At 64.2% G+C, this 22,190-nt stretch carries 22 protein-coding genes; 4 read left to right on the top strand and 18 right to left on the bottom strand.

Features of this window, described 5'->3' with window-relative positions; genetic code table 11:
- Positions 1-24 precede the first annotated feature (24 nt).
- Genes ACFQ95_RS05295 through ACFQ95_RS05285 form a run of 3 tightly spaced genes read right to left on the bottom strand, consistent with a single transcriptional unit; the run spans position 25 to position 3,754 of the window.
- Positions 25-1,755 carry an ABC transporter ATP-binding protein gene (locus ACFQ95_RS05295; RefSeq protein ID WP_422829772.1) on the bottom strand — a complete coding sequence of 577 codons (1,731 nt, stop codon included), beginning with the start codon at positions 1,753-1,755 and terminating at the stop codon, positions 25-27.
- 1 nt (position 1,756) lies between these two features.
- Positions 1,757-2,731, bottom strand: a complete 975-nt coding sequence (locus ACFQ95_RS05290; RefSeq protein WP_422829771.1) for an ABC transporter permease — start codon at positions 2,729-2,731, stop codon at positions 1,757-1,759.
- A 39-nt stretch (positions 2,732-2,770) separates the two neighbouring features.
- Positions 2,771-3,754, bottom strand: coding sequence for an ABC transporter permease (locus tag ACFQ95_RS05285; protein ID WP_422829770.1), 984 nt, complete (start codon positions 3,752-3,754; stop codon positions 2,771-2,773).
- Between the two features lie 281 nt (positions 3,755-4,035).
- Here ACFQ95_RS05285 and ACFQ95_RS05280 point away from each other — a divergent pair, with 281 nt between their 5' ends.
- Positions 4,036-4,794: a MetQ/NlpA family ABC transporter substrate-binding protein gene (locus tag ACFQ95_RS05280; RefSeq protein ID WP_422829846.1), complete on the top strand. Its 759-nt coding sequence runs from the start codon at positions 4,036-4,038 to the stop codon at positions 4,792-4,794.
- A gap of 58 nt (positions 4,795-4,852) precedes the next feature.
- On the opposite strand, the gene ACFQ95_RS05275 is transcribed toward ACFQ95_RS05280, so the two are convergent.
- Positions 4,853-5,449 carry a malonic semialdehyde reductase gene (locus ACFQ95_RS05275; protein ID WP_422829769.1) on the bottom strand — a complete coding sequence of 199 codons (597 nt, stop codon included), beginning with the start codon at positions 5,447-5,449 and terminating at the stop codon, positions 4,853-4,855.
- Positions 5,450-5,669: 220 nt separating this feature from the next.
- Here ACFQ95_RS05275 and ACFQ95_RS05270 point away from each other — a divergent pair, with 220 nt between their 5' ends.
- From ACFQ95_RS05270 to ACFQ95_RS05260, 3 genes are all read left to right on the top strand, one after another.
- The gene (locus tag ACFQ95_RS05270; RefSeq protein ID WP_422829768.1) at positions 5,670-7,283 is read left to right on the top strand and encodes an ABC transporter substrate-binding protein; all 1,614 of its coding nucleotides are present in this window, start codon (positions 5,670-5,672) and stop codon (positions 7,281-7,283) included.
- Positions 7,284-7,451: 168 nt separating this feature from the next.
- Complete coding sequence (locus tag ACFQ95_RS05265) at positions 7,452-7,658, top strand: dodecin (RefSeq protein WP_422829767.1); 207 nt, start codon at positions 7,452-7,454, stop codon at positions 7,656-7,658.
- A gap of 46 nt (positions 7,659-7,704) precedes the next feature.
- Positions 7,705-8,853 (top strand): epoxide hydrolase family protein, encoded by a 1,149-nt coding sequence (locus ACFQ95_RS05260; RefSeq protein WP_422829766.1) that lies wholly within the window; start codon positions 7,705-7,707, stop codon positions 8,851-8,853.
- Positions 8,854-8,914: 61 nt separating this feature from the next.
- On the opposite strand, the gene ACFQ95_RS05255 is transcribed toward ACFQ95_RS05260, so the two are convergent.
- The 14 genes from ACFQ95_RS05255 to ACFQ95_RS05190 all read right to left on the bottom strand — a co-directional run bounded on the left by ACFQ95_RS05255 (position 8,915) and on the right by ACFQ95_RS05190 (position 22,178).
- Positions 8,915-9,733, bottom strand: a complete 819-nt coding sequence (locus tag ACFQ95_RS05255) for an IclR family transcriptional regulator (protein ID WP_422829765.1) — start codon at positions 9,731-9,733, stop codon at positions 8,915-8,917.
- 177 nt (positions 9,734-9,910) lie between these two features.
- Positions 9,911-10,225: an NIPSNAP family protein gene (locus ACFQ95_RS05250; RefSeq protein ID WP_422829764.1), complete on the bottom strand. Its 315-nt coding sequence runs from the start codon at positions 10,223-10,225 to the stop codon at positions 9,911-9,913.
- Between the two features lie 10 nt (positions 10,226-10,235).
- Positions 10,236-11,027 (bottom strand): SDR family NAD(P)-dependent oxidoreductase, encoded by a 792-nt coding sequence (locus ACFQ95_RS05245; protein WP_422829763.1) that lies wholly within the window; start codon positions 11,025-11,027, stop codon positions 10,236-10,238.
- Positions 11,028-11,031: 4 nt separating this feature from the next.
- Positions 11,032-12,006, bottom strand: coding sequence for a Bug family tripartite tricarboxylate transporter substrate binding protein (locus ACFQ95_RS05240; protein ID WP_422829762.1), 975 nt, complete (start codon positions 12,004-12,006; stop codon positions 11,032-11,034).
- 33 nt (positions 12,007-12,039) lie between these two features.
- Positions 12,040-12,846, bottom strand: a complete 807-nt coding sequence (locus tag ACFQ95_RS05235) for an SDR family NAD(P)-dependent oxidoreductase (protein WP_422829761.1) — start codon at positions 12,844-12,846, stop codon at positions 12,040-12,042.
- 13 nt (positions 12,847-12,859) lie between these two features.
- Positions 12,860-13,645: an enoyl-CoA hydratase/isomerase family protein gene (locus ACFQ95_RS05230; protein ID WP_422829760.1), complete on the bottom strand. Its 786-nt coding sequence runs from the start codon at positions 13,643-13,645 to the stop codon at positions 12,860-12,862.
- Between the two features lie 35 nt (positions 13,646-13,680).
- Positions 13,681-14,733, bottom strand: coding sequence for an acyl-CoA dehydrogenase family protein (locus ACFQ95_RS05225; RefSeq protein WP_422829759.1), 1,053 nt, complete (start codon positions 14,731-14,733; stop codon positions 13,681-13,683).
- A gap of 7 nt (positions 14,734-14,740) precedes the next feature.
- Positions 14,741-15,922, bottom strand: a complete 1,182-nt coding sequence (locus ACFQ95_RS05220) for an acyl-CoA dehydrogenase family protein (RefSeq protein ID WP_422829758.1) — start codon at positions 15,920-15,922, stop codon at positions 14,741-14,743.
- On the bottom strand, positions 15,919-16,917 hold the full coding sequence (locus tag ACFQ95_RS05215; RefSeq protein ID WP_422829757.1) for a quinone oxidoreductase family protein: 999 nt from the start codon (positions 16,915-16,917) through the stop codon (positions 15,919-15,921). Before ACFQ95_RS05215 ends, ACFQ95_RS05220 begins: the two co-directional genes overlap by 4 nt.
- Positions 16,914-18,503, bottom strand: a complete 1,590-nt coding sequence (locus tag ACFQ95_RS05210) for a class I adenylate-forming enzyme family protein (RefSeq protein WP_422829756.1) — start codon at positions 18,501-18,503, stop codon at positions 16,914-16,916. Before ACFQ95_RS05210 ends, ACFQ95_RS05215 begins: the two co-directional genes overlap by 4 nt.
- Complete coding sequence (locus ACFQ95_RS05205; RefSeq protein ID WP_422829755.1) at positions 18,500-19,210, bottom strand: SDR family NAD(P)-dependent oxidoreductase; 711 nt, start codon at positions 19,208-19,210, stop codon at positions 18,500-18,502. Before ACFQ95_RS05205 ends, ACFQ95_RS05210 begins: the two co-directional genes overlap by 4 nt.
- Positions 19,211-19,223: 13 nt before the next feature.
- A complete protein-coding gene (locus ACFQ95_RS05200; protein WP_422829754.1) occupies positions 19,224-20,348 on the bottom strand; it encodes a glycerol dehydrogenase in 1,125 nt (374 codons plus the stop codon).
- The gene (locus ACFQ95_RS05195; RefSeq protein ID WP_422829753.1) at positions 20,336-21,340 is read right to left on the bottom strand and encodes a transketolase family protein; all 1,005 of its coding nucleotides are present in this window, start codon (positions 21,338-21,340) and stop codon (positions 20,336-20,338) included. The genes ACFQ95_RS05200 and ACFQ95_RS05195 overlap by 13 nt, the downstream gene beginning before the upstream one ends.
- On the bottom strand, positions 21,333-22,178 hold the full coding sequence (locus ACFQ95_RS05190) for a transketolase (protein WP_422829752.1): 846 nt from the start codon (positions 22,176-22,178) through the stop codon (positions 21,333-21,335). The genes ACFQ95_RS05195 and ACFQ95_RS05190 overlap by 8 nt, the downstream gene beginning before the upstream one ends.
- Positions 22,179-22,190 lie beyond the last annotated feature (12 nt).

Here is a 22,190-nt window from a genome sequence, read left to right as displayed (position 1 = left end):
CGCCGTCCCCCCCCCCCGGGGATTTCAAGCCGCCTTGCGCTGCTCCGCGCCCGGCACCGAGGCGATCAGGCTACGGGTGTAAGAGTGCTGCGGGCGCTCCCAGATGTCCTGGTGGCCGCCGGTTTCGACGATCTTGCCCTTGTGCATCACCATCACACGGTCGGCGATGTAACGCACGACCGAAAGGTCGTGCGAGATGAACAGATACGACAGGCCGAAGTCTTGCTTCAGCTCCACCAGCAGGTTCAGAATCTGCGCTTGCACCGACACGTCCAGCGCCGACACCGGCTCGTCGAGCACCACCAAAGAGGGCCGCACCACCAGCGCACGTGCAATGCCTATGCGTTGGCGCTGTCCGCCGGAAAACTCGTTGGGGTAACGGCTGGCGGCGTCTGCCGGCAAACCTACGCGGTCCAGAATCGCGGCGATGCGTTTGCGGCGTTCTTCCTTTTGCTTCACACCGTGCACCACCAGTACCGACTCCAGAATATCGAACACGCTGCGGCGCGGGTTGAGCGAGGCATACGGGTCCTGAAACACCATCTGCACATGCCGGCGCCATGGCTTGAGTGCGCGCGTACTCAGCGGGGCAATGTCGGTACCGTCCAACAGAATACGCCCGCTCGCCGGTTGTACCAGGCGCAGCAAGCTGCGCGACAGGGTGGACTTGCCGCAGCCCGATTCGCCGACCAGGCCCAGGGTTTCACCCGCGCCGATGTCGAATGACACACCATCCACAGCGTGCAATACGCCACCCTGGCGCAATGGGTAATCGGTGCGCAGGTCTTGCACCGACAGCAATGGCGCGGCATTGTGGCGCTGCGCAAGCTGTGGCGAAGCCACACGGGGAGCGACGACCGGCACATGCAGCGCGAAGTTGCGTGCCTGTGTGACCGGGTCCACACTCACACGTATTTCGGGCAGGCGCTGTCTGGTGTAGTGCAGCGATCGCCCGGCGTGCAAAGATGCGCCTAGCAGCCCCTTGGTGTAGGCATGCGCGGGTTGCGCAAAAAGTTGCGCCGTGGGCGCTTCTTCGACTTTTTCACCGCCATACATCACCGCCACCCTATCGGCCCATTGGGCCACCAGGCCTAGGTCGTGGGTGATCAGCAGCAGCGCCATGTTGAACTCACGCCGCAGGCCGTCCAGCAGTTCGAGGATTTGCGCCTGCACCGTCACGTCCAAGGCGGTGGTGGGCTCGTCGGCGACCAGCAATCTGGGGCGGCAAGCCACGGCCATGGCAATCATCACACGCTGGCGTTGCCCGCCAGAGAGATGGTGCGGATGGTCGTCGATACGCCGGTGTGGCTCGGGAATGCGCACCAGGTCGAGCAGCTCCACCACACGCTTGCGCGCGGCGAGCGCCGACAGGTCTTCGTGCCGGCGCAGCGTCTCTATGATTTGCGCGCCTATGCTGTGCACCGGGTTGAGCGAGGTCATGGGCTCCTGGAACACCATGGAAACATCGCGGCCGCGCAGCGCACGCAGTTCGGCCGGTGGCAGCGCCAGGATGTCGCGCCCATCGAAGAAAATGTTGCCACGCAGGCTGGCGCCGGGCGCCAACAAGCGCAGCACGGCCAGCGCCGTGGTCGATTTGCCGCAGCCCGATTCGCCCACCAGGGCCAAGGTTTCGCCGCGCTGAATGTGCAGGTCCAGCCCACGCACGGCCTGTATGCGGCCTTGCGCGCCTCGGAAGCTGATGTCTAGCCCACGCACATCGAGCAGGGCCGGCGCAGGTATCAGGTCCAGTGTCATTTCAACGGCCTCGCAGGCGGGGGTTGAAGGCGTCGTTCAGGCCGTCGCCCACCAGGTTCAATGCCAGCACTGTGAGCACAATGGCCGCACCCGGCAACGCCGTGAGGTACCACGCGGTGCGCAGCAGCTCACGGCCCTCACCTATCATGCTGCCCCACGACACCGCATTCGGGTCGCCCATGCCGAGAAACGACAGTGCCGACTCGATCAGGATTGCACTCGCCACCAAGACCGAGGTGGTGACGATGACCGGTGGCAGCGCATTGGGCAGCATCTCCTGCAGCATGATGCGCAGGTGGCCGAAGCCCTGGCTGCGCGCGGCCAGCACAAACTCGGTTTCGCGCAGCGTGCGGAACTCGGCGCGCACCAAACGCGCAATCACCGGCCACGATGCCAGGCCTATGGCCAACACAATCACCTTGACCGAGGGCTGGCCTATGGCCACCACCACAATCACAAACAGAAAGGACGGCACGGTTTGGAACAACTCGGTGATGCGCACCAACACATCGTCGATAAAACCACCAAAGTAGCCCGCCGTGGCCCCCACCACAATGCCTATGAACAGGCTCAATACCGCGGCCACCACACCCACGGCCAGCGAGACACGCGCACCGTGCGCAATGCCGGCAAGCACATCGCGGCCCATGGAGTCGCTGCCCAACGGGAAGGCTGCGTCCTGCCCTGGCCATAACAAGGGCGTGGCCACCATGTCTAGCGGGTCGCCGGGAAACAGCAGTGGCGCGGCCAGTGCAAGCATCAACACCGCCAGCAACAACACCACCCCCGCAACCGCGGCGGGGTTGCGCACGAAGGCGCGCAAGGCCGCATGGTGGCCGACTTGTGTTGGCGCAACGTGAGCTGATGTGCTGGAGCGCACAAACCATTGCCTGGTGCGGCCCCACCAGGCTTTGAGTGGTTTGTCGCGCACCAGCGTTTGTGGGCTGGCACCCTCAATGGGATAGGGAGTAGACATGGAAAATAGGTTTTAAGAAGCAGAAGAACGTGGCGCGGCTCAGCGCAACTGGATGCGCGGATCCAGCCAGGCGTGCAGCAGATCGACCAACATATTGGCCACGATCACCAGCAACGACGACAACAACAAAATGCCGAGCAACACGGTGTAGTCGCGCGCCATCACCGATTCAAAAGCCAGCCGGCCCAGGCCGGGCCAGCTGAACACCGTCTCGACCACCACCGCCCCGCCCAGCAGGGTGCCGAAGTGCATGCCGGCCACGGTGCTGACAGGGATCAAAGCGTTGCGCAATACGTGGTGCACAGTGACGGTCAAGGGATGCAAACCCTTGGCCTCGGCCGTGCGCACAAAATCTTGCCGGCTCACTTCCAGCATCGAAGCGCGTGTGAGTCGCGCAAAAATCGCGATGTAGAAACCCGACATGGCCAGGGCCGGCAACACCAGATGGCGCGCCGTATCGGCCACACTGGCCCAGCCGGTGTAACCCGCGCCAATGCTTTCGCTGCCGCCTGTGGGCAACCAGCCCAGATGCACAGAGAACAAGACAATCGCCATCAGCCCCAGCCAGAAGCCTGGCGTGGAGTAAAGCAACAAGGCCAGCACCGACAACAGCCGATCGGGCCAGCGCCCCACCCTGCTGGCCATCACGCTGCCCAGCAGAATGCCCACGGCCAAAGCCGTGCCCAGCGCGGCCAGCATCAGCAGCAAGGTGTTGCCCAGGCGCGCACCGATCAGCGTGGTCACCGGCAGGTTGTAGCGCGGTGAGGTGCCCAGGCTGAAGTGCGCCAGGTTGTTCAAGTAGCCGGCCAACTGGTGCAGCACCGGCAGGTCCAGCCCGAAATGGCTGCGCAGCTGCGCCATGGTTTCGGCCGTGGCCGCGCCCGACTCTGCGGCGATCACGTCGGCCGCGTCGCCGGGCACCAGTTGCAGCAGGCAGAAATTGAGAATGACCACGCTGATCACGGTGGGTATGGCTTGCCATAGCGTGCGCCTGAGGACGCGGCCGGCTTTGAGGAGATTCATGTTGGGGGTCTGCTGAAAGAAGAATGGGCCACGGGGCCAGTGCGCAGCATAAAAGCCCCCTCGCCGCAGGCAACGAAGGAAAGCGAATAAGCAAAAGCCTTTATCAGACGCAGCCAGTCAGCCTGTGCCTGACGCATAAGAACATGCGGGATTCTTCGTTCCACCCCAGGCACCATCGTGGGACATTCGCGGCACTTCAACTTAGGAATGATTTTCATATGACACTCTCCCTGACCCGCCGCCGCACCGCCCTGGCCATTGCCTCCATCGCCATAGGCCTGATGGCGGCGACCGGTGCCAGCCACGCGCAAGACAAAAAGACGCTGAAGGTCGGCATCTCGGTGGGCAACGCCGAGCAGATCTTTGAAGTGGTGAAACGTGTGGCCGCACGTGATGGCTTGACGCTGGACGTGGTGGTGTTCAACGACTACCAGTTGCCCAACGCCGCGCTGGCCTCCGGCGATCTGGATGCCAATGCCTTCCAGCATCAGCCGTTTCTCGACAACCAGAACAAGGCGCGTGGCTTCGACATCGTGCCCGTGGGCCTGACCATTACCGCGCCGCTGGGCTTTTACTCGCGCAAGATCAAATCGATTGATGCCTTGCCCGAGGGCGCCTCGGTCGGCATCCAGAACGACCCATCGAACGGCAATCGCGCGCTGTTGCTGCTGCAGAGCGCCGGCCTGATCACGTTAAAACCCGAGGCCGTCAAGAACAACAACGCCACGCCGCTTGATGTGGTGAACAATCCCAAAAAACTGAAGCTGGTGACGCTGGATGCAGCCCAACTGCCACGCTCGCTGGACGACTTGACGATTGCCTCCATCAACAACGACTACGCAGAAAAGGCCGGCCTCACCTTGGCCAAAGACGCGGTCATCAAAGAGTCGCCAAAGGGCCCCTACGCCAACCTGATCGCTGTGCGCCAGGCCGACAAAGACAAGCCCTGGGCCAAGCGCCTGGTGGCCGCATACCAATCACCTGAGGTGAAGCAGTTTATTGAGTCGAAGTTCAACGGCGCCCTGGTGCCAGCGTTCTAAAGCAAAACCCCGGAATGCCGCAAGGCAGTCCGGGGTTTAAGTGAGCCAAACGAACGGTTTAGACAATCTGCGCCACTTCATTGAAGCTCAGGCGCGGTCCGCGTGGATGTGTGCCGCTGTGGTCGGCCACACCCAGGTTGATCAAGAAGTTGGCCTGGTAACGGCCATCGGGGAAGAAGGCCTTGTTCACCGCGGCCGCATCAAAGCCCGATTGCGCGCCCGCATCCAAGCCCAAGGCTCTGGCCGCCAGGATCAGATAAGCGCCCTGCAGGCTGGCATTGCGGAAAGCCGTGGACTGCGCGGCCTCGGCGCTGTTTTCAAAGATTGGCTTGGCGTCGTAGGCGGGGAACTGCGATGGCAGGTGCTCGTAGAAGCGGCTGTCCTGCGCCACGATGACGGTCACGCCCGCAGCTTCGGTCTGCTTCTTGTTGCCGCCAGACACTGCCGCCAACAACTTCTCTTTGGCTTGCGGACTGCGCACAAACACATAACGTGCGGGCTGCGCGTTGAATGCCGTCGGGCCCCACTTCAGCAAATCGTAGAGCTGGTGCAGCGTGGCGTCGCTGATGGGCACGGGCTGGAAGGCGTGCACGGTACGGGCATCGCGAAACAGGCGATTAAGGGCTTCTTCTGACAGTGCCTGGAGTTGACTCATGGTGTGTGCTTTCTATCTAAAAATCGGCGCCAGCAAAGGCGGACGCAGCCAGCCCATTCTGCGCAACACAGGGCCAAAGGCGAACTGCTCATCGGTAGCTTGCATAGACGAAAAACGCCTTAGAAATAAAGTAGTTTGCTTGCTCCTAAATGTTCTTTGGTCAAGCCGCAGCAGCACCCTAGATTCAACCCCTTCATCCAAACATGAGGAGAGGGAGTTCATGCTTTTTTCGACGATTTCCAAGCCGGCCGTGGGACGATTGACATACAGTCTGGCCATCGCTGGCGTACTGGCCCTTGGTGCCTTGGGCACACTCACGGCGCAAGCCCAGCCCAAGGCCGGCGGCACCTTGAACTGGGTGGTCAACCCCGTGCCCTCGTCCCTCGTGCCGCTGACCACGACCGCGGGGGGCAACACCGAAATCGGCCCGAAGATCGTCGAAGGCTTGCTCACCTACGACTACGACCTCAAGCCCAAGCCGCTGTTGGCCACGGCGTGGAACGTGAGCAAAGACGGCCTGCAGTACCGCTTCGACCTGCGCAAGGGTGTGAAGTGGCACGACGGACGCGACTTCACCTCGGCCGACGTGGCCTTCTCCATCTTGACGCTGAAGCAGGTACACCCGCGTGGCCGCGGCAGCTTTGCCAACGTGGTGGAAGTCAAAACACCCGACGCCCACACCGCCATCATTGTGCTGAGCAAGCCGTCGCCTTTCCTGCTCACGGCCTTGGCCGCGGCCGAATCGCCCATCGTGCCCAAGCATTTGTATGAAGGCAGCGACATTGCAACCAACAAATACAACAGCAGCCCCATAGGCACAGGGCCGTTTATCTTCAAGGAATGGGCGCAGGGCAGCCACGTCATCCTGGAGCGCAACCCCAATTACTGGGACAAACCCAAGCCCTATCTCGAGCGCATCGTAGTGCGCTTCATCACCGATGGTGTGGCACGCGCCGCCGCGCTTGAATCCGGTGGTGCCGACCTGGGCGCGGGTGCGGCGGGTGTACCGCTGGCCGACGTGGAGCGCTTCAAGAAGCTGCCCAACCTGAACGTCGATTCGCGCAACTGGCCTTATGTTGGCGACCACCAGCAGCTCTACTTCAACCTCGACACCCCGGCGCTGCAGAACATCGAAGTGCGCCGCGCGATTGCCCAGGCGATTGATGTCAACGCCTTCGCCAAAACAGTGTGGTATGGCTACGGCAAACTCTCGGCCTCGCCCATTGGCACGCTGCAAAGCCGCTACCACGACAGCAGCATAAAGCCCTACCCCTACAACCCCAAACAAGCCGAGGCGGCACTCGATGCGGCAGGCTTCAAACGCGATGCCTCGGGCACGCGGCTGAAGCTGCGCCTGCTGTTCAACCCGTTTGTCGAGCGCCGCGCGGCCGACTTCGTGCGCCAGTCGCTGGGCCGCATTGGGGTCGAGGCCAATATTGAGAGCTACGACTTCGCCACCTACGTGACCAAGGCCTATACCGACCGGGCGTTCGACATCACGTTTGAATCGCTCACCAACATTTTCGACCCCTCGGTGGGGGTGCAGCGCATCTTCTGGTCGAAGAACTTCAAGGTCGGCTTGCCGTTCTCCAACGCGCCGCATTATGTGAACCCCGAGGTCGACAAGCTGCTGGAGGCCGCCGCGGTCGAAGTCGACGAAGGCCGCCGCCGCGAACTGTTTGTGCAGTTCCAGAAGGTGGTGCACAACGACATTCCATCGATTGAAGTCGGCGCCAATCCGAACATCACCGTCAGTGCCAAGAAGGTGCGCGACTACGCACCCACGGGCGAAGGTTTGCGCGGCAGCTTCTCCGAGCTGTATCTGCAGCCCTGAATCTTCCAACCGCGCGCACCACTAGGGGTAATCCATGTCACATGCTCTGGCGTGGCTGAATGACCATGAGGCGGATGTGCGGTACGGTGTTCTTCACATGCGACGTGGTGCCAAAACCACCCGTCGCAGTCCATTCCGGCGACGACGCCACAGATCAAAGGAAAGCATATGACTAGCCATGTCTACAAAACCATTGAACTCACTGGCTCATCGCCCACCAGCATTGAACAAGCGGTGGAAACAGCCATTGCCAAAGCCCACGAAACCATACGCAACATCCACTGGTTCAATATCGTAGAGACACGTGGCCACGTGGAAAATGGCAAGGTGGCGCACTGGCAGGTCACACTGAAGATTGGTTTTACGCTGGAATAAGCCAAGGCCTTGGAGCGCGATTCGCGGCATTCGGTGATGAGTTGACATGCGTCCCACACCTTTTAGTCTGCAGGTGCCCGAGGCCGCCATCTCCGACCTCAAGGCACGGTTGGCTGGTACGCGTTTTCCCGATCAGGCAGACGCTCCAGCCTGGGCCTTTGGCACCGATCTCGGCTTCATGAGGGCATTGGCCGGCTACTGGAAAGACGGCTTTGACTGGCGCGCCGCCGAGGCCAGGCTGAATACCTTTTCTCAGTTCAAGCTGGCGATTCACGGCATTGATCTGCACTATCTTCATGTCCCGGGACGGGGTGCTGCGCCTCTGCCGCTTTTGTTGTCGCACGGCTGGCCGGGCTCGGTTTTTGAGTTCATGGAGCTCATCCCAAGGCTTACCGATCCTGCCCGTTTTGGTGGTGACCCGGCCGATGCTTTTACGGTGGTGGCACCCAGCTTGCCGGGTTTTGGACTGTCTTTCCAGGCAGGTCAGCCACGTTTTTCGGTGGAACAGATGGCCGATTGTTTTGCCACGCTGATGACCGAGGTGCTGGGCTACCCGCGTTTCGCGACCCAAGGTGGAGACTGGGGTGCCTCGGTCTCGGCGCGCCTGGGTTTCGCCCATCCCGACAAAACCATAGGTGTGCACCTGAACCTGCTGCCTTTGCGCAGGGACACGGCCCAGCTAGGCACAAGCCCGGCGGAACAAAAATACCTGGGCGAACTCAGGCATTGGCTTGCAGAAGAAACCGGCTACAGCCATCAGCAAGGCACACGGCCGCAAACCCTGGCCTTTGCGTTGACCGATTCACCTGTAGGCCTGGCGGCCTGGATCGTCGAGAAGATGCGCTCATGGTCCGACTGCGCCGGCGATGTGGAGTCCGTTTTTTCGAAAGACGAACTGCTGACCAATATCAGCCTGTACTGGTTCACAGGCGCCATAGGCTCCTCATTCTGGCCCTACTATGCGCGCCAACATGCGACGGACTGGCCTATTCCAGACGGCTGCAGCGTCGACGTTCCCATGGGCTACTGCGAGTTCCCCGCCGAAATCGTTCGGCCGCCGCGCATACTGGCCGAACGCAGCTTCAGCGACATCCGTCGCTGGTCGGTGATGCCGCGCGGTGGGCATTTTGCGGCCATGGAGCAACCCGAGGATCTGGCCCAGGAGATCCGGGCCTTCTACCGCGGGCTGCGGTAGAACGACAGACCTGATCCACATCCATGCGGCCATCCAGGCCCAGGCCGCCGCCTGCAGTCAACTAGGCCTGAAGGCCCAGACCGCGCAATTCGGTGGCAATCAACTGCCGCATCTTGTGTTGCCGCTCGAAGCCGAACCTGGCGGTCAGCGTCGCGATGCTCACCGCACCCATGCCGTGGTCGCTCATGCGGAACGCAATCCCGAAGCCTGCCACGCCAACCTCACCAAACGAATCGAACACCACACAACAGCCCTGTTCGCGTACCGCCATGCCCATGGCATGCAACTTGTCCAGCGTCATACCCTGCTCGGCATAAGCCGCTGCGTTGCGCGCAAAGGTGGCGGCGATTTCAGCATCGTCCATGAGTGCCAACACGGCCGTGCCGCCCGTGCCGGTGCCGATCAGTCGACGCTGGCCGATGTTTGTCGTCAGGATCTTGATCGGTGAGCTGCCCTCCTCCCGGTGCGCGCAGTAGACGAAGTCACCCTGACGCATCATCAGAAAAGTGGTGTCGCCACCGATGCGCCCTACGCGTTTCATCATAGGCACGAAACGGCGCAGCAAGGGTGTGGGTTGCGGCAGCAGCGAGCCTAACAGCACGGCCTCCGGGCCCAGGCGATAAAGATGTTCGCTGTCCCGGTCGATGAACTGTTCTTCTACCAGGCAGGTCATGAGCCGGTATGTGGTGGCGCGGTCCAGGCCCTCGGCCCGCACCAGGTCCGCAAGCTTGATGCCTTGGTCGTTGCACTTGGCCACGCGCCGCAGCAGTTGCAGGGCTCGCCGTACGCTCTGCGCACCGCGCACCTGCTCTCCGGCCGTGCTGGCCGTGTCAGCGTCCGGGGCCGAAGCATCGGCAGTGAAGTGGTCGGAGAAGTTCAAAAGGACACCTCGTCTAGAACACACTCATTCTATGGACCGCCCTGCCTCTTCCAGAAACACTGCGGAACCGGCTTTGCCGGGCCGCGGGTGTCGCCTCTTGCAAGGAGGTTGGCGAAGCGACTTGCGTTCTCGGGCCTTTGGCCCGATCCCGGGCAAGTGCGCGCGGCCTGGAGGTGGTCATTTCAGCGGCGAAAACCCTGTGGGTTTGAGCAGCCGGTTGTCCATACGCAGGATCCAGGGCAGCACCTTGGCCGAATAGGCCAGCCATTCCGGGTCGTTCCACATCGCTTCGCGGCGCCGCTCACGGTCGGCCATGTCCTCGAAGGCCCAGACGTGCACGGCGGTGTTGAGCTGGCCGGTCTCGGTCGTGAAGTAGGCGACCAGTTTGCCGAGGTGTTTACGCGTCAGCTCCAGGCCTTCTTCCTCGAAGAGCTTGAGAAAAGGCCGGAAGTTCAGGGGGGCGAAGCTGTAGTTGCGTTCTTCGTAGATCATGTGGATTCCTTCAATTCAAGGGGCCGGTGTAGGCGTCACCCACGGCGCCCCAGGCCATGTAGCCGCCGTCCACGGGCAAGGTCACGCCGGTGATGAATTCGGCACTGTCGGACGCGAGGAACAACATCGCATCGGCGATGTGCTGCGCGCTGCCGAGCCGGCCAGCCGGCGTGCGCCGGCGCACCAGGCCGGCATCGAGCTTGCCGTCGTCCACCAGCTTCTGCATGAAGGGCGTGAGCATGTAGCCCGGTGCGATGGCATTCACACGTATGCCCTGCGCCGCCCATTCACAGCCCAGCGTGCGTGTCATCATGCCGATGCCAGCCTTGGCCGCGCTGTAGGCGTTGCGCCGAGCCAGGCCCAGTACACCGGCCACGGAACTCAGATTGATCATCGCCCCGCGGCCCTGGCGCAGCATCTGCGGCGCCGCAGCCTTGCACATCATGTAGGTGCCGCTCAAGTGGATGTCGACCAGGCGCCGGAAGTCGGCCACGTCCTGGTCTAGCGTGGGCTTGAAGCTGTCGGGAATGCCGGCGCTGTTGATCAACACGTCGAGCCGGCCGTAACGCGCCAGCGTGGTGTCGACCAGCGTCGCCACATCGGACTCGCTAGACACATCGCCCCCCAGGCCCAGATGCCCCGCACCGATGCGGGCGGCTTCGGCCACGGCGTGCTCCGCACGCAGATCGGCCAGCACCACGTGCGCTCCTTCGCGCGCGAAGCTCTGCCCCGCCGCCAGGCCCAGGCCGCTGGCGCCGCCGGTGACCAGCACCACTCTGCCCTTCATTTCAGGATAGGGCATAGGCTCATTCCTCCAGCTTGATGTTGGCCTGGCGAATCACACCGCCCCAAAGCGTGTTCTGCGCCTTGACGAAGGCCATGAATTCATCCGGCGTCGTGGGTGATGGCTCGATGCCGAGGTCGCTGAGCTTCTTCTGCACTTCGTCCGACGCCAGCGCCTTGTTGAGTTCGGTGTTGAGCCGCGCCACCACGACTGGTGGTGTACCGGCCGCCACGGCCATGCCCTGCCAGGAATAGGATTCGAAATCGGGCACGCCGGCTTCGGCGAAGGTCGGCACATCGGGCAGCACCGGGCTGCGCTTGCCCATGGACAGTGCGATCGGCCGTACCTTGCCGGAGCGGATATACGACAGGCTCGCAGCGGTGTTGACCAGGTACATGTCGACCTCTCCGCCCATCAGGCCGAGCAGCGCCGGTGCATCGCCCTTATAGGGCACATGCAGCAGTTGCACACCGGCCTTGCGCTGGAACAGCTCCATGCCCAGATGGTTAGGACCACCTAGGCCGGGTGTGGCGTATTTGAGGCCGCCGGGCTTTTGCTTGGCCAGCGCGATCAGCTCCTGCAGGGAGTTGGCCGGCACCGAAGGGTTCACCACCAGCACAAAGGGAAAACGCGTGGTGCCGCCGACGTAGACGAAATCCTTTTCCGGCTTGTAGGGCACCTTGGCGTAGAGGTGCGGGGCCAGTGCCACGGTGGAGGTATCGACCGTGCCCACGGTGTAGCCGTCGGCCTTGGCGCGCGCCACCAGGTCGCCGCCTATCATGGTGCCGGCCCCAGGTTTGTTGTCGATCAGCATCTGCTGCCCCATGGCCCCGCCCATGGATTGCCCCAGCATACGCGCGACGATGTCGGTGCCACCGCCGGCCGGATACGGCACGATCCAGCGCACCGGCTGGTTGGGATAGGCCTGGGCCTGGGCCAGCGTGGCCCCCAGGGCCAGCAGCGTGGCCGCAATGGCTTTCCAGAAATTCGTCTTCATTGTTTTGTCTCCTTCAGATGATTCTTGATGTGTTCAGGCCTGAACGCCGGGCTGAACACCGGATCTCACGCCGCCGAAAGTGTTCCACGAGCCGGCGACGAGCCAGCCCGCGTCCACCGGCAGATTCACGCCCGTGATCATGCCGGCCTGTTCGGACAGCAGGAACACCACGGCGTTGGCGATGTCGGCGGGTGCGATGAGCCGACCCAAGGCGCTGTTCGACTTCAGCTTTTCCGGATCACGCAAGCCCAGGTCGATCTGGCTCTGCAGCGCGGCGGTGACGGTATAACCCGGCGACACGGTGTTCACGCGCACACCGGAACGGCCCCACTCCCCGGCCAGGCATTCGGTGAGCGACACTACCGCCGCCTTGGCCGGCGAATAGGAATGCAGCGGCATGGAGCGCATGCCCGCCACCGAAGCAATGTTCACGATGGCGCCGCGTCCACGCTGAGCCATCGCCGTGCCGAACTCGGCGCAGCAGGTGTAGGTGCCTTCGAAGTCGATGGCCAGCACGCGCCGGAACACTTCGTGCGGCATGACCGAGGGCGGCTCGGGCGACTGCACGATGCCGGCGCAATTCACCAGCAGCTCGACGGCGATACCCTGCTCGGCCAGTTGCCGCTGGGCCGAGGCCACGGCGGCACGGTCGGCGACGTCGAAGGCCGAGGGGATGGCGCCCACACGGCTGGCCACCTCGGCCGTGCGCGCGGTGTTCAGGTCGGCCAGCACCACGCGAGCGCCACGCGCCAGCAGCAACTCGACACAGGCCAGGCCGATACCGCTCGCGCCACCGGTGACCAGGGCCGTACGGCCCGCGAAATCTTGTGGGGAAGACACAGACTGGCCCTCCTCAACGGCCAACAAAGGTGGGTTTCTGCTTGCTCGCGAAGGCTTCGATCGCCGCATGGTGGTCCTGCGTGAGGTTGCTCAGGCATTCGTAGGCCGTGCCAGCGTCCATGTGGCCATGCGCCAGCTGTCGCAGCGGAATGGTGTAGCCGGCCTTGGTCCAGCGTATGGCCTTGGTGGCGCCGTTGCGCATCTTGGCGACGAAGGATTCGACCTTGGCATCGAGTTCGGCTGCGGGCACCACGTTGCCGACTGCACCGAGTTGTTTGGCCTCGGCCGCGCCGAGCAGGTCGCCGGTGAGCAGCAGTTCGCGCGCCTTGCCGAAGCCGATAATTTGCGGCCAGAGGAAGCCGCCGCCATCGGCCGCGTTCAGGCCGACACGCACATGCGGATCACCGATGCGCGCGTGGTCGGCCATGACCGTGATGTCGCAGAGCAGGGCCAGCGTCGCGCCAAGACCCACGGCGTCGCCGTTGATGCGGCCGATGATGGGGATCTCGCAGTCGAGCATGGCGTAGACGATGCGCTTGGCCTCCCAGGTCACGACCTCGAACTGCTCGGGGTCGCGCACCGCGGCCTTCATCCACTCGATGTCGCCACCGGCGCAGAAGGCCTTGCCTTCGCCCGTGAGCACGATGGCATTGATGTCGCGGCGTTCGCCGAGGTCTATGAAGATACGCGACAGTGCGGTGTGTAATTCGCCGTTCACCGAGTTCATGGCCTCCGGGCGGTTGATGGTGAGTGTGGCGATGCGGTCCTTGACTTCGAGTCGCAAGGCGTTGGTGGTCATGAGGCAGGTTCCTTTGAAGCGATGGGGTTGAAAGATCAGGCTGGCAGCAACTGGCTGCGCACGTCTATGCGCGCCAGTTGCGTCTCGGCATTGCCGAACAGCGCGGCCGCGACATGCAGCCGGCGGTAGAAATGGGTGAGCTTGTATTCCTCGGTGACGGCGATGCCGCCCGACACCTGGATCAATTGACCGCAGGCGCGCAACACGCGCCGCCCGAGGAAACTCTTGGCCGGCGCCAGCGTCGGCCAGGGCCCTTCGCGTGCCGCATCGATTTCCGCCGCCACGCGGCCCGCCAGTGCGAGCAATTGCTGCAGGTCGCAGAAGATCTCGGCCATCTTGTGCTGCACGGCTTGCTGTGCCGAGAGCGGCTTGCCGAACTGCACGCGCTGTTTCAGGTAGTCGAGCGTGAGGTCGAATGCCGCATCGAGCACGCCGGCGCTGTCGGCGATCTGCGCCGCGGCAGCGAGGTCGATGGCGCGTTGCGCCAGGCCCGGGCCTTCGATCCGGCGCGCAGGAGTGCGGTCGAAACGCAGGCGCGACGTGGCCCGCGCATCCACCAGGCGTGCCGCCTCGGACGAGATGCCCGGCGCATCCAGGGCGACCAGCGCCAGCGACGCCCCATCACCCTGGCCCACCGGCAGCAGCAGGTGCGTCGCGTGCTCGCTGCCGAGCACGACGCCTGCACGGCCTTCGAGCCGGTCCCCATCGTGCCAGCGCACGGCCTCGGCGCCGAAGGCCGTGTCGGCCATCGCGCAGCGCAGCGTGCCCGCCGACAGTGCCTCCGCGTGTTCGGGCATGAGGTCGGCCAGCAAGGGCGCCACCAGCAGGTGCAAGGCCAGCGGTTCGGGCCGCGCATCACGACCGGCCTCGCGCAGCAGCGCGAAACAGGCGGACTGGCCTGCGCCAAAGCCGCCCACGGATTCGGGCAGCGACAGGCCCATCCAGCCCATTTCGGCCATCAGCGCCCACGCATTCGGTGTTTCATGCTGGCCGGCCTTGAATGCGGCGACACGCGCCTCCAGTGGCCCGTTGGCGCGGAACCAGCGCCGCGCCGTGTCCAGCATCAGATCGATTTCTTCGCGTTCCATGATGTCCTTACATGTCCAGGATGGACTTGGCGATGATGGTTTTCTGGATCTCGTTCGCACCAGCGTAGATGGTCACCACGCGGCGGAAGAAATGGCGCTCGGCCCAGCCCAGGCCTTCGGGCGCGAGCAAGCCGCCGCCGTAGTCGGGTGCGAGCACAATGCCCGCCTGGCCCAGGAAAAGCATGGCGGTCTCACTCACTTTTTGTTGAAGTTCGGAGCCGCGAATCTTCAAGGTCGATGCGGCCGGCCCGGGTTCCTTGCCGGCCATCTGCTCGGCCAGCACACCGAGTGCAGCAGACTCCAGCGCCACAAAATCCGCAGTGAGCGCGGCCAGGCGCCGCCGCACGCGCGGGTCTTCAATCAGCGGCCGGCCCGCTCCATCGCAGCGTATGCGGGCCAGGCGCTCCAGCTCCTGGATGTCGCGCTTGGTGCGCGGTGCCTGCGCATTGTTCACGCGTTCACGCGCCAGCAGTTCCTTGGCATAGGTCCAGCCCTGGTTGAGCTCGCCGATCACGTTCTGCCGCGGTGTACGCACGTTGTCGAAGAACACGGCGTTGACGCTGTGGCCCTCGTCCATGGTCAGGATCGGTTGCAGCGTGATGCCGGGTGCAGACATGTCGAGGATGAACTGCGTGAGCCCAGCCTGCGGCTTCACATCGCTGTCGGTGCGCGCCAGGCAGAACATCAGGTCGGCGTGGTGGCCGCTGGAGAGCCAGGTCTTCTGGCCGTTGATGACCCATTCGTCACCTTCTAGCCGCGCCGTGGTCTTGAGTGAGGCCAGGTCCGAACCGGCATTCGGCTCCGAGAAGCCCTGGCACCAGAATTCTTCACCCGCCAGCACCTTGGGCAGGTAGCGCGCCTGCTGCTCGGGCGTGCCTTCGGCGATGATCATGGGCCCGGCGAGAAACAGGCCGTGCACGTCACCGAGCGGCGCGTCGGCAAAGGCGGATTCCTCCTCGAAGATATAGCGTTGCAGCTCGTTCCAGCCGGTGCCGCCGAGTGACTTGGGCCAATGCGGCGCCCCCCAGCCGCGCGCATCCAGTGTGGCCTGCCAACGCGCCATGGGCTCGCGTTCGAGGTGCAGTCCGCCACGTGTGGCCTGCACCAGTTCGTCGCTCAGGTTTTGCTGCAGAAAGCTCCGCACCTCGGCACGAAAGGCGCGTAGTTCGGGCGTGTGGAAGATGCTCATACGCCCTCCGGAATCAGGATCAACGAGCCATTCGTGCCACGGCCCTGCAGCGCGGTGTGCGCCTGCGCCGCATCGCGCAAGGCGTAACGGCCGCCGATGTGCACCTGCAATTCGCCGCTGCCGATCAGGCCGTACAAGGCGTCTGCGGCCGTCTGCAGATCGGGATGGGTGTTGACATAGGCGAAGACCCCCGGCACCGACACCGTGAGCGAACGCGCCGGGCCGAGGTCGGCCAGCTTCAACTGCGGCAGACCTTCGGCCACCTGGCCCAGGTTCACGATCTGCCCGAAGGGCTTGAGGATGGTCAGCGAATCGTGGAACACCTGGCCGCCCAGTCCTTCGAAGACGATGTCCACACCCGCACCGTCGGTCAGGCGATTCACGCCTTCGGTGAACGGCTCCTGGTTATAGAGGATGACCTCGTCGCAGCCGCGTGCCCGCGCCAGCGCAGCTTTTTCTTCCGAGCCTACCGTGCCGATCACGCGGCAACCGAAGCGTTTGCTCCACTGCGTGAGCAGCGAACCCAGCCCCCCGGCCGCTGCATGCACCAGCACCGTATCGGCGGCTGTGGGCCGCGTCACGCGGTGCAGCAGCATGTGGGCGGTCAGGCCCTGCAGCGTGGCGGCAGCGGCCTGCTCGAAAGACACGGCATCGGGCAGCTGCAGCACGAGCTTGGCCGGCAGGTTGCGCAGGCTGGCATAACTGCCGATAGGCGGGCAGGCATAGGCCACGCGGTCGCCGGCCCGCAAGCGCGTCACGCCCTCGCCCAAGGCCGTCACCACGCCGGCCGCCTCCACGCCCAGTGCGCCCGGCAGTGCACGCAGCGGGAACACGCCGCGGCGGTGGTAGGTATCGAGGTAGTTGATACCGATGGCGTGCTGGCGTATCTGCACTTCGCCCGCGCCGGGGGCCGGTACGTCCATCACTTCGTAGCGCATGGCCTCTACACCGCCATAGGCATGGATGTTCACCGCGTAGGCCTGGTTCGCCGTCATGCCGCGGCCCCCAGCAACAGCTCGCGCAAGTCTCTTTTCATGATTTTTCCCATAGGATTTTTGGGCAAGGCGTGGAGCACATGCCATTGGCGCGGCACCTGGTAGTCGGCAAGCTGGAGCGCACAAAAAGCTTGCAGCGCGGCCAGGTCCAGCGTGCTTCCCGGTGCGGCGACCACGCAGGCCGCGATGTCTTCACCAAGGCCGGGATGCGGCACGGCGACCACGGCTGCCTCGGCCACGCCGCGGAAGCGGTACAACACCTCCTCCACCGCGGCCGAAGCGATCTTCAGGCCGCCGCGGTTGATGATGTCCTTCTTGCGGTCGACAAAATGCAGATGGCCTTCGTCGTCGAAGCGGCCGATGTCGCCGGTGCGCACCCAGCCGTTGACGAAGGCCTGGGCCGTGGCCTCGGGGTTGCGGAAGTAGCCCAGCGCCATCGACGGACCGGAGAACTCGATCTCGCCGGTCTCGCCGGGCGCCACCGGCCGGCCTTCGTCGTCGATCACGCGCACGGCGCAGCCGCGCATCGCCATGCCGATGCAACCCGCCTTGCGCGGCAGAAACCACGGCGGCAGCACCGTGCCGGACGGACCGGTCTCGGTCATGCCCCAGATATGCACCTGGTCCACCCACGGCAGGCGCTCGCTGAACTTGACGATGACCTCGGCCGGCATGGCCGCGCCGCCGTAACCCAGGCGCCGCACGCGCGACAGGTCGTAACGGCCGCGTGGATACTCGTCTATCATGAAATGTAGCGGCGAGGTCACGCCGTGGTAGACCGTTGTGCCTTCGCTTTCGATCAGCCGCAGCCGGCCGGCATTGTCCAGAGGCGACTCTTCGAGCACCACCCCCGCGCCATGCACCCAGGACGACATGCAGGCCATGTTCAGCACCGAACTGGTGAAGATTGGCCAGGCGCCCTGGTAGGTGTCTTCACTCGTGAGGCCGAGTGCACCGCCAACGGCATAGCCGCAATACAGCTGGCTGCGGTGGCAATGTGTGACAGCCTTGGAGCGCGCCGTTGTGCCCGAAGTGAACAACAACACGCTGGCATCACCGGGCTGCGCCACTTCGGGCAGGTCGAGGTCATGGAATACACGTTCGGGCTCCGGCCAATGCGGCTCGTCGTTCGGATCACCGCCCAGCACGAGCAGCTTCGCCGCTGGATACAACTGCCCAAGCCGCGCGACCGCATCCGCGGTGGTCACGATCACGGCAGGCTCGACCAAGGCGAGCGCGTGTTGCAGCTCGTCGTCGGATGCGCGCACATTGAGCGGCACCACCACAGCGCCCAGCCGCCAGCAGCCGACCGCCGTGAGCACAGCCTCACGCACCGCCGCGTTGGACAGGAACAGCGCCACCCTTTCGGTTTGGCGCACGCCACGCAGATACAGGCCACGCGCCACCGACTCCATACGGATCACCAGCTGCGCATAACTCAGCCGGTCGCGATGGCCCTGGTGGCTGTGTGCGGACAGCGCCAGCTTGAACGGATGCTGTCTGGCGCGCAGCCGCAACAAGTCCGGCACGGTGAGGCCGTGCAGCTCGTTGTAGAGGTTCATGCCGGGATCGCTCATCGTCGTCATGCCACGCTGTACCCGCCGTCCACGGGTAAAGTCACACCGGTGATGTAGCGCGCATCGGCTGACGCCAGGAAGGCTGCGGCCTTGGCGATGTCGTAGGGCTTGCCCCAGAAGCCCGCGGGCAGTCGCTTCTTGATGGCCGTGCTGCGCTCGGCGTCGGCAAACGCGGCCTGCGACATGCGGGTTTCGATCCAGCCCGGCGCGACAGCATTCACACGCACACCCTCGGCCGCATAGGCCACCGCGAGCGCTCGCGTGAGCGAAACGATGGCCCCCTTGCTCGCGCTGTAGGCCGGGTTGCGCGCAGAGCCGAAGTAGCTCCACATCGAGGCGAAGTTGACGATGCTGCCGCGCGCCGCGGCCAGCGCGGGCCGCAGCATCAGGCAGGCGAGTTGGGTACCGTTGAGGTTCACGTCGACCACCTTGCGAAAGCCGGGCAAGGTGAATTCGGCGCCGCCGTGCTGGATGATGCCGGCCGCATTGACCAGCACGTCGAGACGTTCGATGCCGGCCGTGGCCTGGGCCATGGCCGCTTCGTCGGTGATGTCCAGACGCTGGAACTCGATGCCGGACCCCTCGAGTTCGGGCTCCGTGTCCAGGCCGAGCGCGATCACGCGGTGGCCGCGCGCGCGCAATTCCAGACCGGTGGCAAGGCCAAGGCCGGTGCCGCCGCCGGTAATCAGTGTCGTGGGTTGTGCAGATGTGCTCATGAAGGTGTGTGTTTCAGGCAGCCAGCTTTTCGAGCCGGTGCATGGCGTTTTCGAAATCGGCGGCCGTCAAAGGCCGTTGGAAATGTTTAAGGTGCGGCGAAGTCATGGTGCCGTCGGCAATAGCTCGGATGGTTTGGCCGATGGTGTCCGCACCGACATCACGCACGCCGAGTCCGGCCAGGTTCACGGCCAGGCCGACCGATCGGTGAAAGGCCAGTTGTGCCGCCATGAACTCCGGCGAGCGCTCCTCGAGGATGAACTGCACCAGCAGGCCGTAGCCCACGTGGAAGCCATGCAAGGTGGTCTCGGTGCCAGCCGCCAGCGGCAATCCACGTGTCAGCGAATGCGCCAGCGACAGACCGCTGTTTTCAAAGGCCAGTCCACTGAGCAGCACCAAGGCCTCGGTCAGGCGCTCGAAGGCCGGCGTCGGCTTGGCGGCATTGAGCGCCTTCAGGCCTTCGACCGCGTCCTCACGGATCACACGGTCGCAGGCCACCGAAATCTGCTGCGCGGCGATGGTGCCCACGCCACCAAACAGATTCAGCCCACCGTTGTTCTGCGCCTGTTCGCCCTCATAGAGCTTGCACAAAGCGTCGCCTATGCCCGACACCAGCAAGGCGCGCGGCGCCTGCACCAGCAAGTTGGTATCGACCAGCACGGCATCCGGGTTACGCGGCAGGAATTCCACCGACTCCATGCGGTGCGCGTCGTCGTAATAAACGAAGGCCTTGCTGCACGGGCCGTCGTTCGACGCCGAGGTCGGCAAAACCACCAGACGCGCGCCGAGTTCACGCGAAACGGCCTTGCCCGTGTCCACGCCCTTGCCGCCGCCGGCGGCCAGCACCACGTCGGGCCGGCGACCATCTGCACGAGCCTCGGCCACGAGCCGCTGCACGGCGGCGCGGGTCACGTCGCCACGCACCTCGACCCAGCGCAGTTCGAGATCGCGCTGACGGCAGCTTGCGGCCGCGGTATCGAACACCAGGCCGTGCACAATTTCATCGGCGACCAGCAGCGGTTGTTTGCCCAGGCTGGCCGCCACCTCACCCACCAGCCCGATGGCGCCCGGCCCCTGATGGTAGCGGTGCACCGAACCGAAGACACGGATGTCGTGTGGCTTCATGTTCATTGCAGCCATGCCGCCACCCGTTCGCAGATGCGCGGCGTGGTCAGGCCGTAACGGTCCTGCAGATAGGGCAGAGACCCACACTCGATGAACTGGTCGGGGATGGCGATCTTCAGCAGCTTGCGCGACAGGCCGGCCTCAAACAGCGCATCGATCACCAGCGTGGCCAGGCCACCGATGGCGACATGGTTCTCCACCACCACGATGCGTTTCGCCGAGGCCGCGAACGCCAGCAGCCCCTCTTTGTCGAAGGGCTTGATGGTGGCGCTGTGGAACACCGAGGCCGACACACCGCGCTGGCGCAAGTGTTCGGCCGTGTCGATGGCGCGTTCGGTCATGAAACCGGTGGAGACGAAACCGACATCCACGTCGGCACCGCTGTCGCCGATCACGTGCCCCTTGCCAAGCTGGAAGCGGTGCGTCGCCGGATCGAACACCTGCGCCACGTTGGCGCGCAGCAGGCGGCAGTACATGGTGCCGGGCCAGTCGACCGCCTGCTCGGCGATCTGCTGCATCTCGGTGGCATCGCAGGGGTCGATCACCGTCATATTGGGGATGGAGAGCATCAACGCCAGGTCTTCTGTCGCCTGGTGTGTGCCGCCGTAACCCGTGGTGAGGCCGGGATTGCCGGCGAACATCTTCACGTTCTCGTTGCTGTGTGCGCAGGCAATGGCCAGGAAGTCGTAGGCCCGGCGTGTGGCGAAGGTGCCGTAGGTCGTGCAGTAGGCCACCTTGCCGACCTTGGACAGGCCGGCCGCTGCTGTGACCAGCGCCTGCTCGGCCATGCCGACGTTGAAGAAACGATCGGGGTGGCGCATACGGAAGTCGGCCGTGTCGGTGTATTTGCCGAGGTCGGCGGTCAGCAGGCACAGGCCGGTGTGTGTCTCGGCGGCCTTCATCATGCCCAGCGAGAACGGCGCCTTGACCGAAGGTCGACCGACAACGGCCTCGGACTCGCTCATGGCCAGGGTCTGGGCCGGTTTGACTTTCAGCGTATCAAGCATTTTCGACCTCCAGTTCACGCACCACTTCGTCCCACTCATCCGCATCAATGCGCACAAAATGCGCGCGGTCGCGTTGCTCCACCCTTTTGATGCCGCAGCCCGGTCGCGTGCGCAGCACCACCGCCTTGGGTTTACCAGCCTTGGCATGGGTCCATTCGAAGGCGGCCAGCAACTGGCCGAGGTCGTTGCCGTCGATCTCCAGCGTGTCCCAGCCGAAGGCCGCGAAACGGCCGGCCACGGGTTCGATCGGCACCACAATCGGACCGTCGGCCTGGATGCCGTTGCAGTCGATCCAGCAGACCAGGTTGTCGAGCTTGAAGGCCGCGCCTATGCTGGCGCCCTCCCAGGTCGAGCCCTCCTGCAGTTCCCCGTCGGAAATCTCCACGTGGATGGTCGATCGGTACCCGTCGAGCCGGTAACCCATGGCCGCGCCGGCGGCGATACCCAGGCCATGGCCCAGCGAGCCACCGGTCATTTCGACGCCGGGCACACGGCCTTCCATGGTGCTCATCTCCAGCGGGCTGCCGTCCGCGCCATAGGTCAGCAGACTTTCCTTGGTCACGATGCCGAGCTCAGCGAACACGGCCCACAGCGCAATCGAGTTGTGCCCCGTAGACAGGAAAAAACGCTTGCGGTCGCGCCGTGTGAAGTCCAGGTCTTCAGCCTGGAACTCGTGGAAATACAGCGAGGCCAGAAAGTCGGCTATGCCCAGGCCCTGGCCCAGGTAGCCCTGCCCTTTGCCGCGCGCCTGAGTGACCATGTGCCGCCTCAGATTGAGTGCTGTGGCCCGCAGTGCGGCCAAGCGTTCAGTCGCGGTGGGTGTGGCGTTAAGGTTCATTGAAAAGCTTCT

Origin of the sequence: Variovorax sp. HJSM1_2, assembly GCF_049316285.1 — a bacterium.
Classification (GTDB): domain Bacteria; phylum Pseudomonadota; class Gammaproteobacteria; order Burkholderiales; family Burkholderiaceae_C; genus Rhodoferax_B.
Note: the sequence above shows the minus strand (reverse complement) of the source record. Positions and strands in the feature narration are given on the sequence as shown.